Origin of the sequence: Bacillus kexueae (assembly GCF_022809095.1) — a bacterium.
In the GTDB taxonomy this organism is placed as follows: Bacteria; Bacillota; Bacilli; order Bacillales; family Aeribacillaceae; genus Bacillus_BZ; species Bacillus_BZ kexueae.
Genome location: NZ_JALAZE010000008.1, coordinates 129,570 through 142,911, shown reverse-complemented (window position 1 = coordinate 142,911; position 13,342 = coordinate 129,570). Strand labels below are relative to the sequence as shown.

General features: G+C 36.2%; 16 protein-coding genes. 13 read left to right on the top strand and 3 right to left on the bottom strand.

The window, feature by feature from the left end; genetic code table 11:
- Positions 1-249 precede the first annotated feature (249 nt).
- From ML543_RS13495 to ML543_RS13465, 7 genes are all read left to right on the top strand, one after another.
- On the top strand, positions 250-663 hold the full coding sequence (locus ML543_RS13495; RefSeq protein WP_243387971.1) for a prolipoprotein diacylglyceryl transferase: 414 nt from the start codon (positions 250-252) through the stop codon (positions 661-663).
- Positions 664-674: 11 nt separating this feature from the next.
- A complete protein-coding gene (locus ML543_RS13490) occupies positions 675-1,181 on the top strand; it encodes a TlpA disulfide reductase family protein (protein ID WP_243387970.1) in 507 nt (168 codons plus the stop codon).
- Positions 1,182-1,367: 186 nt separating this feature from the next.
- Positions 1,368-1,508 carry an FbpB family small basic protein gene (locus ML543_RS13485; protein ID WP_243387969.1) on the top strand — a complete coding sequence of 47 codons (141 nt, stop codon included), beginning with the start codon at positions 1,368-1,370 and terminating at the stop codon, positions 1,506-1,508.
- 67 nt (positions 1,509-1,575) lie between these two features.
- Positions 1,576-1,719, top strand: coding sequence for an acid-soluble spore protein N (locus ML543_RS13480; protein ID WP_243387980.1), 144 nt, complete (start codon positions 1,576-1,578; stop codon positions 1,717-1,719).
- A gap of 115 nt (positions 1,720-1,834) precedes the next feature.
- Positions 1,835-2,086, top strand: coding sequence for a small acid-soluble spore protein Tlp (tlp, locus tag ML543_RS13475; protein WP_419095386.1), 252 nt, complete (start codon positions 1,835-1,837; stop codon positions 2,084-2,086).
- A 131-nt stretch (positions 2,087-2,217) separates the two neighbouring features.
- On the top strand, positions 2,218-2,640 hold the full coding sequence (locus ML543_RS13470; RefSeq protein ID WP_243387967.1) for an acyl-CoA thioesterase: 423 nt from the start codon (positions 2,218-2,220) through the stop codon (positions 2,638-2,640).
- A gap of 2 nt (positions 2,641-2,642) precedes the next feature.
- Entirely contained in the window at positions 2,643-2,957 is a 315-nt protein-coding gene (locus ML543_RS13465; protein WP_243387966.1) for a hypothetical protein, read from the top strand.
- 35 nt (positions 2,958-2,992) lie between these two features.
- Here the strand turns inward: ML543_RS13465 and ML543_RS13460 are convergent, their stop codons facing one another.
- The 3 genes from ML543_RS13460 to plsY all read right to left on the bottom strand — a co-directional run bounded on the left by ML543_RS13460 (position 2,993) and on the right by plsY (position 5,237).
- The gene (locus ML543_RS13460; RefSeq protein WP_243387965.1) at positions 2,993-3,280 is read right to left on the bottom strand and encodes a HesB/YadR/YfhF family protein; all 288 of its coding nucleotides are present in this window, start codon (positions 3,278-3,280) and stop codon (positions 2,993-2,995) included.
- A gap of 61 nt (positions 3,281-3,341) precedes the next feature.
- A complete protein-coding gene (locus ML543_RS13455; RefSeq protein ID WP_243387964.1) occupies positions 3,342-4,487 on the bottom strand; it encodes a CapA family protein in 1,146 nt (381 codons plus the stop codon).
- Positions 4,488-4,649: 162 nt separating this feature from the next.
- The gene (plsY, locus tag ML543_RS13450; RefSeq protein ID WP_243387963.1) at positions 4,650-5,237 is read right to left on the bottom strand and encodes a glycerol-3-phosphate 1-O-acyltransferase PlsY; all 588 of its coding nucleotides are present in this window, start codon (positions 5,235-5,237) and stop codon (positions 4,650-4,652) included.
- 183 nt (positions 5,238-5,420) lie between these two features.
- Here plsY and ML543_RS13445 point away from each other — a divergent pair, with 183 nt between their 5' ends.
- The 6 genes from ML543_RS13445 to parC all read left to right on the top strand — a co-directional run bounded on the left by ML543_RS13445 (position 5,421) and on the right by parC (position 13,328).
- Entirely contained in the window at positions 5,421-5,837 is a 417-nt protein-coding gene (locus ML543_RS13445) for a CoA-binding protein (RefSeq protein WP_243387962.1), read from the top strand.
- A gap of 134 nt (positions 5,838-5,971) precedes the next feature.
- Entirely contained in the window at positions 5,972-6,157 is a 186-nt protein-coding gene (locus ML543_RS13440) for a competence pheromone ComX (RefSeq protein ID WP_243387961.1), read from the top strand.
- Positions 6,141-6,305 (top strand): hypothetical protein, encoded by a 165-nt coding sequence (locus ML543_RS13435; RefSeq protein WP_243387960.1) that lies wholly within the window; start codon positions 6,141-6,143, stop codon positions 6,303-6,305. Before ML543_RS13440 ends, ML543_RS13435 begins: the two co-directional genes overlap by 17 nt.
- A 78-nt stretch (positions 6,306-6,383) precedes the next feature.
- Positions 6,384-8,630 (top strand): histidine kinase, encoded by a 2,247-nt coding sequence (locus ML543_RS13430; RefSeq protein ID WP_243387959.1) that lies wholly within the window; start codon positions 6,384-6,386, stop codon positions 8,628-8,630.
- Positions 8,631-8,933: 303 nt separating this feature from the next.
- Entirely contained in the window at positions 8,934-10,901 is a 1,968-nt protein-coding gene (parE, locus tag ML543_RS13425; RefSeq protein WP_243387958.1) for a DNA topoisomerase IV subunit B, read from the top strand.
- Between the two features lie 3 nt (positions 10,902-10,904).
- Entirely contained in the window at positions 10,905-13,328 is a 2,424-nt protein-coding gene (gene parC, locus ML543_RS13420; protein WP_243387957.1) for a DNA topoisomerase IV subunit A, read from the top strand.
- Positions 13,329-13,342: the final 14 nt, after the last annotated feature.

Sequence of the window (13,342 nt, the reverse complement as noted above, 5' to 3'; positions counted from 1 at the left end):
AATCCACAGCTTTCTTTTTAAACTTTACATCATAGGTTTTTCGTATTTTTCCCATAAAAAAATCCCCTCCATAATAGACAGATTAATTCGCTTTCTTTTTTCTGTCTACTATAAGGGGATCATATCAGAAGAACCAACCTTTCTTTTTAATTTCTTAAAGCTGTTTCACAAATATTTCACCTAACGTTTATGAGAATGTCACTTGCATAAATGAGCGAATACATGTAATGATGAGAGGGGGTATGAAAAATGCTTTTAGATGCTATTCAACTTGGACCTTTTACCATTCATTACATGTACACTGTTTCAGCTAGTAGTTTTTTATGTGCATACTTTCTTTTACAATGGTTGGTGTCTGATTCTTTAAAACAGTACATAAAGAAATATTTTTTTGAAGGAATAATATTTTATATCGTCGCCTTTAAAGGTAGCATTTTGTTTTTTAATCCACATTTAATATTGCAAAACCCATTTGCATTTTTCATGTTTAATGGTACGACACGTAATGCATACGTAGCATTATGCATTACGTATGCGATCTTATTGTTGTATATCAAACAGAAGGAAAGTATTTCAATTCAAACATATACATTCACATTTGGGAGTATTTCAATTGTCTATATGATTTTGTATTACAGCGTATCAGCGATTTGGTTTACATAGGAGGAAGAAACATGAAGAAAGCCATTGCTATCATCTTTCTTGCTGTATTAGTAACAGTTGCGGTGTGGCAAACACTATCAGAGAAAGAAACGAAAGTGGGACTAGAAAAGGGGAATATTGCACCTGATTACGAGTTGACCACCCTTGAGGGGCAACCTGTTAACCTGTCTGATTTAAAAGGAAAAAAGGTAATTTTGAACTTTTGGGCGACTTGGTGTCCACCGTGTAAAGAAGAAATGCCTGAAATGCAGCGATTTCATGATCAATATTCTTCAGATGTAACAATCGTGGCCGTTAATTTTACAGTGAGTGAACCTAATAAAGAGTCCGTGCTTTCCTTTATTCAGGAAGAAGGATATACATTTCCTGTCTTTTTTGATGAAAAGAATAAAGCAAATAGTGGATATGAAGTTCTAACTTATCCTACTTCTTATTTTTTAGATGAAGAAGGGAGAATTATGGATAAAGTGGTAGGCCCGATGACCTTAGATGTCATGAAAGAGAAAAGCAACTTATAAATCTTATCGTTTTGTTTCAAGGTGCTATGACGCACCTTTTTTATATTTCTGAAACGAGATGGATACTTATGTTTGAAAAATTTGAAAATTGGTTATAATGTCAATAAATGTTCACAAACGTCGAGGTTTAAAAGTCAGAAAATTATGTATAATTTAAGTAAAATTATTGCGAAAGAGGGACTCTAAATGAAAAGACATAAACCAACTTTTGAAGAGCTTGTCCGTGAAAATAAGAAAAAAATTTTAAATGATCAACGTATGTTGGATGAGTTAGAAGAAAGGATTGAAAAAAGGTTAGAAAAGCGATTTCTCGAAAAACTTAGCTAAAATATAATGATTTCCATTCATGTTTTGAGTTTGTTTGCATCATCCTAACAAGTAGGAGGCGAGGATGATGACAAATTCAAACGACAAGCAGTCCCATTTTAATCCTAATCACCAAGGGACAAAACCAAGAGGTTTTTCAAGCAATAAAGGAAAACAAATGGCCGATAAATCCAATCAACATGCTCAAGTGATACAAACAAAGGGAGAGTAGTTTTTCTACTCTCTCTTTTTGTTTGGCATAAATATATTATGTAAACAAAAAGAGTAGCAATATTTCCTTGCATTTTGTACATACTAAATCTGTACCAATAATAGAAAGGATGATGATGATGCCAAATTACAAACCAAATCCAGATGATCGTTCTGACAACGTTGAAAAGCTTCAATCAATCGTGCAAAATACACTAGAAAACATCGAAGAAGCAGAAGAAACATTACGCTATGCGGATGAAGAAGAAAGAGAGCGTATTCAAGCTAAAAATGCACGCCGTGAAGAGAGCATCCAATCCCTACGTGAAGAAATTAGAGACGAAGCGACCGATCGTGAATCAGGTTTTCGAAATAATGATGAGAAATAAGAGCTGGCGGTCCAGCTCTTATTTTTATTCTAATTTCTAATATATTGTCGAATCTTAAAAAGTTGAGATTGGCAAACTCTTTCGATAAGATAGAGAGGAAAGAGAGAAACAGTAGTTAGGAGAGGTTGTGTATGTTCGTTTCAAAAAAAGAGATTGATGTTCGTTATGCTGAGACCGATCAAATGGGTGTTGTTTACCATGCAAATTATTTAGTATGGATGGAAGTTGGCCGTACACAGCTCATCAAAGATTTAGGGTTTTCATACGCAGCTATGGAGGAAGAAGGGGTATTATCACCTGTCATCGATGTACATATTCAATATAAGAAGCCGTTAAAATATGGTGACACGGCAGTTATTCATACGTGGATTGAAGAATATAATGGTTTGAAGGTTGTATATGGTTATGAAATCTATACGCCGAGTGGAGAATTGGCTATTCAAAGTACTTCACAGCATGTATGCGTTAGAAAAGAAACATTTAAGCCTATTTCCATTAAAAAAGCTTTCCCGGATTGGCATAAAGCCTATGAAGAAGCAATGAAGAAGGAATAAGCATGGCATTTGGGATTAAACGTGATGAATTGGAAAAATGGAAACAGAATGTGCAAAAAGGGGAAATTTCGTTTTTAACACATTATTGGTATGACGAACGTTTTCCGAAATATCACACGGTAACGAAGGTTGGTTGTGCAGATGTTAATCAACTCATTAAATGGGGAATAGAAAACAGCTTAAAGCCTGAATGGATTCACTACTATAAAGGGTATCCTCATTTTGATTTACTAGGGGAAAGACAATACGAAATTTTAATGAAATATGGTTTACAAGAACAAATTCAAAGATTTAACTTGAAAAGGAATTACTTCTAAAAGCAGAAAAGCTTGCGAAAACGCAAGCTTTCTTTTTATTCAATCATGAACGTTGGTTCATCTAACGTTGCATCATAGTTTACGGTTAAATCTTTTTCATCAAAATACCAAAGGTCTTTTTCTTCGATAAAGAAGGTAATGCCTTCTTCTTTCGTTTGAGTTGCGATGTCCACGGGTTCATCCTTTGCTACACCGAGAGAAAACCCTTTTTGCACGTTACTACAACCACCATATCGAGCAAAAAAACGCAAAGTATCGCCGTTCTCTAGGTGAAACTCATTTTTGTACCAATTAGCTGCTTCTTTCGTTACGATTAAATTCATTTTTCTTCACCTCTTACCCCCATTATACAGAGGTAGAAAGGAAGAATTCAATGAATACTACTTACTTTGAAAAAATGGATACGCTATCATCAATCCATTGGTTCATATGGGCTATTACTTCTTGATAAAGGTTTGAGTTAATGGTTTCCAGTTCATCTACACGATAGTTTCGACTATGTTGGCTAGAGACAAAAGTCGGAATCAATGTCGGATTCTTCAATGTGATTGTGTTCACATTTGATGTAATATTTTTCTCAATTGTTAATGTAAATACCCCGCCTACATCCTTACCATTTCCTTTTTGTGCAGATAAGAAGTTACCTAATGAGTATATGACGATACTTTTATCTCCAGCATTATTCTCTATCCATTCCATCGGTTGAAGGACATGAGGGTGATGGCCGATGATGACGTGAGCTCCTTCGTTCGCCAAAAATTTCGCTAACTCTTTCTGTTCATTGGAAGGGTAGCTCTGATACTCTAGCCCCCAATGCATGTTGACGATAATAACATCCGATTCACTTTTCAGCTTTTGAAGATCTTGTTTTATTTTTTCTTGATCAATTAAGGATACTAAATGGTTTTTCCCTTTTGGTACGGGAATGCCATTCGTTCCATATGTATAAGATAAAAAGCCTAATTTAATACCTTGTACATTTATGATACGCAAGGTATTTGCGTCTTGTTCACTTTCATAACTACCTACATAATGCATGCCAATCTTGTTGTAATGGGATATTGCATTTAAGATTGCTTTTTCCCCTCTGTCAAGCGTATGGTTATTCGCCATTGTCATTAAATCTACCCCTGCCTCTTTAAATGCATCTGCAACTTCATAAGGGCTATTAAAAGAAGGGTATGAGGACAATCCTATTTCAGTTCCACCAATAATGGATTCCTGATTGGCGATTGTAAAGTCTGGCTCCGATAATAGATGCATTACATTTTCAATCATCGGCTTAAAATTATAAGACCCATCTTGCGCTTTTGCATCTTCATATACCGGACGATGAATTAAAATATCACCTATAGCGGCAATCGTAATGGAAGAATGAAAGGATTTTGTTTCTGATGCGAGAGCTCTAGTTGGTAACTCTGCGCTTTCTTTTTTTGTTGAAAAAGGATTTGATTCAGATGTTTGGAAAGCAATTACTCCAAACAAAAGAACAATACTTATTAAAAAGATTATAGCGGCAATTTTTTTCATAACGCACTTCCTTTTTTAGTTCTCTCTTTTATAGTACCGTTTTTGTCGAAAAAAAGAAATATTCTAAAATTAAAGTCGAATTCACCAGGTTGTACTTCTAACATGGAGACTTCTTAAACTGCAAAAAGGCCACAAAAAAACGAGGGTTACTTCCCTCGTTTTTTAAAGCCATTTTACTTTCGGTTCAGTTTTATTGAGAATCCGTTTAATGTTTGCTCTGTGTCGGTAAATGACGAAAAATGCAAGTATGCTGACAACGATAATTAAAGGTATATCTTTCGTAAATAAGCTATAAATAACAGCGTAAACGCCCGTTAGCATTGATGATAAAGAAACATACTTTGAGATATATAAAATGAGAAAAAATACAGCTAACGTTGATATGAATAATAATGGGCTATGAAGGAGTAACACTCCGCCAGAAGTGGCAACTGCTTTTCCTCCACGAAAGTTTGCAAAAATTGGATACATGTGTCCAACTGCTGCTATGATTCCTGCTAGAAGCGGATGAAAGTTAGCTTCAACACCAAAAAATAACGGAAGTGCAGCAGCGAGAGTACCTTTTAAAATATCTGAAATGGTTACGATGAGGCCTGCCTTCACTCCGAGTGTTCGGAATGTGTTTGTACCTCCTAAATTACCGCTACCATGTTCACGGATGTCAACACCGTACCCCCATTTTCCTACGATTAATCCAGATGGGATCGAGCCGATTAAATAAGCAAGAACAACAATGAGTGCATAAATCATGTTTTTTCCCCTTTAATTAGATTCTACTTATATTGTACATGACAAAATCAAAATCCTCCACGTACAGTGCGATAATATATTACTAAATTTCAGTTTGGATGAAAAGGGGATTCGAAAATGTCTAACAATTGGAATCACACAATAATAACCGTATAATGGAAGGGAAGGAAGGTGGTGTGAAAAATGGTATTTCAAAACCCGAGTCAATCAGAAATCAAATCGATTTTAAATCGATCAAAACGAATTGCTGTGGTGGGGTTATCTGATAAACCAGAAAGAACCTCTTATATGGTTACCAAAGCAATGCAAGACGCTGGTTATGAAATTATTCCAGTAAACCCTATGGTTGATGAAGTGTTAGGAGTTAAGGCGGTTTCTTCTTTGAAAGAGATTGAAGGACATGTCGATATCGTAAACGTTTTCCGACGTTCAGAACATTTAGTTGATGTGGCAAAAGAGTTTGTCGAAATTGATGCAGACGTCTTTTGGGCTCAACAAGGAGTATACAACGAAGAAGCCTATAACTTGTTGAAGGAAAATGGTGCAACAGTCATAATGGATCTATGCATTAAAGTAGCTCATGCTCTAACAAAATCGTAAGCCATCACCATGGCTTACGATTAATAAAAAATTCATATAGGAAATCTAAGATTTTTTTCCAAAGTAAACAATTTTTTTGTATAATACAGGTGAAAGGGGGTTAAAAAGAACTAGAATGTGAGGTAGGTCGAAAGATGAGGATAGCACAAATAGTCCATCACTTACATAAGCATCCCGAAGAGTTGGTTGCCGTATTAATCGGAAGAGCCAGCTTACTCAATGTTTCAAAAGAAGAATTACAAACAATAAAACAAGTCTTTATGATAAAAAAAGAAAAAATGATGAATATAGGAGTGGTTACAAATGGAAAAAATGATTAGCTATTTTACTGAAAACAAAATGGAATTAGCGGCAGTATTAGAAGGTAAGGCAAGTTTTGCAGTGAAAATGGATGATTATGCAATTTTAACATTAATTCGTGAAGTTATGGATGAAGCGGAAGAAACTTTAAGAAAATATTGGGGTTAATCAAAAGCTATTTTGTATATCATGCGAGATTTCACAAAGTTATTTTATACTCTACTAACTATAACGTTTATATTAGTAGTGTATTTTTCCTATCATATCTTACAAAATCAATTCATTGGCATATTTGTATTAAAAGATACAAATGGTAATTTTGTTATTCAAGATGTTGAAAAAGGGGCATATGGAGATAGAAAAGGACTAAAAGTAGGGGATATTGTTTTAGAAGTAAACAATGAAGATCCTGAAAAACATAAAACTATTATATATTTAAGGAAACTAGAACAACTTTCTAGTTTGAAAGTACAAAAACCTGATGGAAGTGTACACTTTTATGAAATAAAAACTGAATTTGATGTACAAATAGTTTTCCATTATTTAGTTCCACTAAGTTTATTACTTTTTGCTGTTTTTTGTTGTTATTACATCTATAAAAGCACTAATAATGCTCAAAGTAAATCTTCTATAATTCTAATTATCTTTTTATTAAATATTTCATTAGCTCATTTAAGTGCAGGGGCATCATCAAGAGGAGATTTATTATCGAAATATTTAAATGTAGTATTTTTTATTGGAACTCCAGTAATATACCTTCATTATATTTACACTTATTTTAATGAAATTGGAACTATTTGGTTTAGTAAATATTATATTAAATTTTCTTACTTTATTGTATTTCTTAATGCTATTTCTGCATTCTTGATTTATCAGGTTTTTACTGATCAAGAAGCTCAGATAAATATAATGGTTTTCCATCTACTTTCATTTTTATTTTTATTCTTATTAACATACACATTCATTGGAATTGGGATTAGAAAGGTAAGGTACAAAGCTCAGAAATACATGATTAGAATAATTATAATTTCTAATGTGTTAGCGTTTGCTCCTTTCTTACTTTTCTATGTCATTCCCTATAGTTTTTTCAGGATTTCTTTTTTTAGCCCTGCCTATTTAGTTGCCTTTCTCCTTATCATACCATTTTCACTGGTCTATCAGTTTTTAGCAACGAAGGTATATGATATTGAGTTCTTGTTAGGTAGATTCCGTTATTATGCACTTTTGAGTATTGTTCCTGCAATATTCGGAGTGATTATTGCTATTACGAATAGAGATATCGGCCCTACTGAGTTTACTATTCGAACTTATGTGTTTCTTTTTCTATTACTCTTTATTACGTTTAATGTTAAAGAGTTGCTAGATAATAAATTTCAGCTGAAGCGTTTTTCAGAAAAATACAATTATAAGGATAGTCTATTTAAGTTTACTAATAAGCTACGGGATGCGAATTCACTGACAGAGGTCATCGATGGGTTAAAGCAGGAAATTACGGACGTTTTATTAGTGAGTAGCGTATCGTTTATTACGGTTGACCGTAATTTTGAGCCTGTAAAAGTCGATCAGCTTCACTATACAGATGTCATAGAACGTTACCGTCGTGAAATCGCGGAAGCTTGTGAAGATACAGGTAAGATTGTTGAGGTCGACAAAGGATTCGTCCTCAATATTGGTGAATCTGTCGGAGAGTATTATATTTTAATCTGTTTATCTAAAATGAATACTCCTCGCTTAACGGTAGATGAAAAATCATGGCTGAATGCTCTAGCATATTATACGAATGTTACTTTATCGAATTTCTTAAAAATCGAAAGTTTAATGAGTCATTTAGAGCAATTAAAGCAGGAAGGAAAGAGTCCTGTTTGGTATAACCGTGTCATTTATTCTCTTGAAGAGAAGCAGCGTTCCATGTTGGCAAGGGATTTACATGATTCGGTTTTGCAAGATTTGATCTCGATTAAGCAAAAATGTGAAGTGTCATTGCAGCATGACGAAGACTGTCCAAAAACATTGCAGGAGCAAATGAAAGAGATTCATGAGGGGCTTAATAATGCTATATTAATGACTCGGGAAACTTGCAACGAGCTTAGACCTCAAGTGCTTTACGATTTAGGATTACAAAAAGCGTTAGAAAAGCTAGCGAGTCAATATGAAACATTAGGTGCTTTTCATGTTCAGGTGAATACGAGTCGCTTGAAAATCCCTAATAATTTAGATTTGCAATTGAGTTTATATCGAATTGTTCAAGAGTTGTTTGCGAACGCCAGAAAACATTCGGAAGCTAAGACAATTAAATTAATGCTAATTAGTATTAAAGAGAAGATTGTCCTTCATTATGAAGATGATGGCGTAGGGGCAGATCAAAACTCTTTATTCATTCGGGATAATAGCATGGGCTTATCAGGGATTCGGGAACGTGTGAAGACATTAAATGGTTCGATGGAAATTCAAACAAAGCCAGGTGAAGGTTTTAGTGTCGTCATTGAAATTTAAGCAAACCCCCATTTTCGGAGGGTTTGCTTTTTTGTTTGGGCTCTTTTCCGCGGTTGTAAAAGCAAAAATGATTTCGGAAACAACCTATGATTTTACAGCTTTCAAGCATCTAATAGAGGATGTTTCGTGTAAATTTACGTGTAGAAAAGCCGATATTCTTCGAGAAAGGTTTGAAATTCCTTGCAAAACAGATATACAATAAAGCATGAGTACTTGTAATGAGTTGACGGATAGTGTGGTTACAGGTAAAATCAAGACGTACTGAACATATGTTCTCATAGTTGTGAAAGGGGTTAAAGTCGTTTGGTGAATACGAGAAAGATTGAATACAATGATGATGCGATTCAAGTTCTAGAAGGATTGGAAGCAGTCCGTAAGCGTCCAGGGATGTACATTGGAAGTACGGATGCGAGAGGTTTGCATCATCTTGTTTACGAAATCGTAGATAACTCTGTAGATGAAGCGTTAGCTGGCTACGGAGATCATATTAAAGTAACGATACATAATGATAATAGTATTTCTGTTCAAGATAAGGGGCGCGGTATGCCGACAGGGATGCATAAAATGGGGAAGCCAACTCCTGAAGTCATCTTAACTGTACTCCACGCAGGTGGAAAGTTTGGTCAAGGCGGTTATAAAACAAGTGGTGGATTACATGGTGTTGGTGCGTCTGTTGTAAACGCCTTGTCTGAATGGTTAATCGTAACGATAAAACGGGATGGATTTGTATATGAGCAGCGGTTTGAAAATGGTGGGAAGCCTGTAACAACATTGGAGAAGAAAGGGAAAGCGAAAGATACAGGGACAACCATTCATTTCAAGCCTGATCCAACCATGTTTAGTACGACGGTATTTAATTTCGATACATTAAGTGAACGTTTACGCGAATCAGCTTTCTTGTTAAAGGGGTTAAAGATTGAATTAGTCGATAAGCGCCATGGAGTAGCAGAAACCTACCATTATGAAAATGGGATTGAGGCGTTCGTCACCTACTTAAATGAAGAGAAGGATTCATTACATTCAGTTGTTTCTTTTGAAGGGGAACAACATGGTATCGAAGTAGAATTTGCCTTCCAATTTAATGATGGATTTAGCGAAAACATCTTGTCCTTTGTTAATAATGTGCGAACGAAGGATGGCGGTACGCATGAAGCTGGTGCAAAATCAGCAATGACTCGTGCTTTTAACGAGTACGCTCGAAAGGTTAGCCTTTTAAAGGATAAAGATAAAAATTTAGAAGGAACTGATATTCGTGAAGGGTTGTCTGCGATTGTATCCGTACGTATTCCAGAAGAGCTTCTTCAGTTTGAAGGACAAACAAAAGGAAAACTAGGTACAAGTGAAGCGCGTTCAGCAGTGGATGCAGTTGTTTCTGAACAATTGTCTTATTTTTTAGAGGAAAATCCAGATGTAAGCTCGCTGTTAATTAAAAAAGCCATCAAAGCGGCTCAAGCTCGTGAGGCGGCTCGAAAAGCAAGAGAAGAAGCGCGGTCTGGTAAAAAGCGTAAACGTCAAGAGTCCACGTTAAGTGGAAAATTAACACCAGCACAGTCACGAAATCCGAAAAATAATGAATTATACCTTGTAGAGGGTGATTCCGCAGGTGGTTCAGCGAAGCAAGGTAGGGATCGAAAGTTCCAAGCTGTGTTGCCGTTACGAGGGAAAGTTATCAATACTGAAAAAGCAAAATTGCAAGATATCTTCAAAAATGAGGAAATCAATACTATCATTCATGCGATTGGAGCTGGAGTTGGCGCTGACTTTTCAATTGAAGATGTGAACTATGATAAAGTCATCATTATGACAGATGCTGATACAGATGGTGCTCATATTCAAGTGTTGCTTTTAACCTTCTTCTATCGCTACATGAAACCTCTAATTGAAGAAGGAAAAGTATTTATTGCGCTTCCGCCACTTTACAAAGTATCAAAAGGAAGTGGGAAGAAGGAAGTCATTGAATATGCCTGGAGCGATGAAGAATTACGTGAAGTGACGAAGAAAGTAGGAAAAGGCTACACGATTCAACGATACAAAGGTTTAGGAGAAATGAATGCTGACCAACTTTGGGAAACAACCATGAATCCTGAAACACGTACTCTTATACGTGTTCGAATTGATGATGCTGCTCGAGCGGAAAGAAGAATAACAACGCTTATGGGCGATAAAGTCGAACCTCGCCGAAAATGGATCGAAAAAAATGTCGCTTTCGGATTAGAAGAAGAGTCTAACATCTTAGAAAATGAAAATTTATCCATCGGAGAGGAGGTCTAATCGATGACTCAAGCAGAACGTTTTCATGAATTACCGTTAGAGGAAGTTCTCGGAGACCGTTTTGGTCGATATAGTAAATATATTATTCAAGACCGTGCATTACCCGATGCGCGAGACGGTTTAAAACCCGTTCAACGAAGAATTTTATATGCCATGTATGTCGATGGAAACACGAGTGAAAAACCATTCCGTAAGTCGGCAAAAACGGTTGGTAATGTTATTGGTAACTATCATCCGCACGGAGATACATCAGTGTACGATGCAATGGTTCGGATGAGTCAGGATTGGAAAGTGCGAAATGTATTAATCGAAATGCACGGGAATAACGGAAGCATTGATGGAGATCCTCCTGCGGCGATGCGTTATACAGAAGCAAGGCTTTCTCCAATTGCAAAAGAGTTGCTCCGTGATATCGAAAAGCAAACGGTAGACTTTGTTCCAAACTTCGATGATACAAGTGAGGAACCGGTTGTTTTACCGGCAATGTTCCCAAATTTGCTTGTGAATGGCTCCACAGGTATTTCAGCAGGATATGCGACGGATATTCCTCCCCACCATTTAGGTGAGGTAATTGACGCGGTGATTAAAAGAATTGATAAGCCATCCGTAACTGTTGATGAAATCATGGACATTATGAAAGGGCCGGATTTTCCAACTGGAGGAATTATACAAGGGATTGATGGAATTAAGAAGGCATATGAAACAGGAAAAGGAAAAGTAATCATTCGTGGTAAAGCGGATATCGAAACAATTCGTGGCGGAAGACAACAAATTGTCATTACGGAAATTCCTTACGAAGTCAATAAGGCAAATCTCGTGAAAAAGATGGATGAGCTTCGCCTTGATAAGAAAGTAGAAGGAATTTCAGAAGTGCGAGATGAAACAGATCGTACCGGATTACGGATTGTTGTCGAGCTCAAAAAAGATGCAAATGCTGAAGGTGTATTAAACTTCTTATATAAAAACACAGATTTGCAAATTCCGTATAACTTTAATATGGTAGCTATACATAACCGTCGACCGCAGCTAATGGGAATTTTACAAATTCTTGATGCGTATATTGATCACCAAAAAGAAGTTGTAACCAATCGTTCCAAATACGAATTGAAAAAGGCAGAAGAGCGGCAGCACGTAGTAGAAGGTCTAATTAAAGCTTTATCAATATTGGATGAAGTGATTGCGACGATTCGTGCTTCGAAAGATAAACGAGATGCGAAAAATAATTTAATGGAAAGCTACCAATTTACAGAGCCTCAGGCAGAAGCAATTGTTTCCTTGCAACTTTATCGTTTAACGAACACGGACGTAACAGCTCTTCAAGAAGAAGCAAAAGAGCTAGGTGAGAAAATTGAAGAGTTGACTGCCATTTTACAAGATGAGAAGAAATTACTAAAAGTTATTAAAACAGATTTGCGAAAAATTAAAAAAACGTATGCTGATGAACGTAGAACGGTTATCGAGGATGAAATTGAAGAAATTAAAATCAATTTAGAAGTTATGGTTGCAAGTGAGGACGTCATGGTAACTGTTACGAAAGATGGCTATGTAAAGCGGACAAGTTTGAGGTCATACAGCGCATCGAACGGGCAAGATTTTGGAATGAAAGATACGGATCACTTACTATCTTGTCTCGAGATGAATACGACAGATGTTTTATTACTCTTTACGAATAAAGGGAACTATTTATACTTCCCAGTACACGAATTACCTGATATTCGCTGGAAAGATCTTGGTCAGCATGTAGCTTCACTCATACCAATTGATAAGGATGAAACGATTTTAAAAGCCATTCCGGTGAAAGACTTCGAAACAGATTCGTTTTTACTATTTTTCACAAAGAACGGCATGACGAAAAAGTCGGAGTTAAAGCAATATAAAGCGCAACGTTATTCGAAACCTCTTGTTGCTGTTAATTTAAAGGATGACGATGAAGTCGTACATGTCGAAGTGACCGATGGAACGAAAGAAGTGTTCATTGCCACACGTAATGGATATGGTTTGCGATTCCATGAAGAAGAAATTAATGTTGTTGGGACAAGAGCTGCCGGTGTAAAGGGAATCAATCTAAAGGATGATGACTACGTTGTAAGTGGTGGCATTATTAGCGAAGAGACGGACACAATTACGCTTATTACACATCGGGGTGCGATGAAGAAAATGGCGTTAACGGAGTTTGAGCCTTCTTCTCGTGCGAAACGTGGCGTAGTGATGTTACGAGAGTTGAAAACGAATCCACATCAAACGGTTCGAGCATTCGTGACATCGGGGAATGAAGAGTTTTATATACAAACTGAAAAAGGACAAGTAGAGATAGTTCCAGTTGAAAGTTTACGAATAAATGAACGGTATAGTAATGGTTCATTTTATGTGGATGAGCAAGAAGCTGGAAAAGTAATCGACGCTTGGTTCTATAAAAAAGAAGTGTAAGTAAAAACCCACAA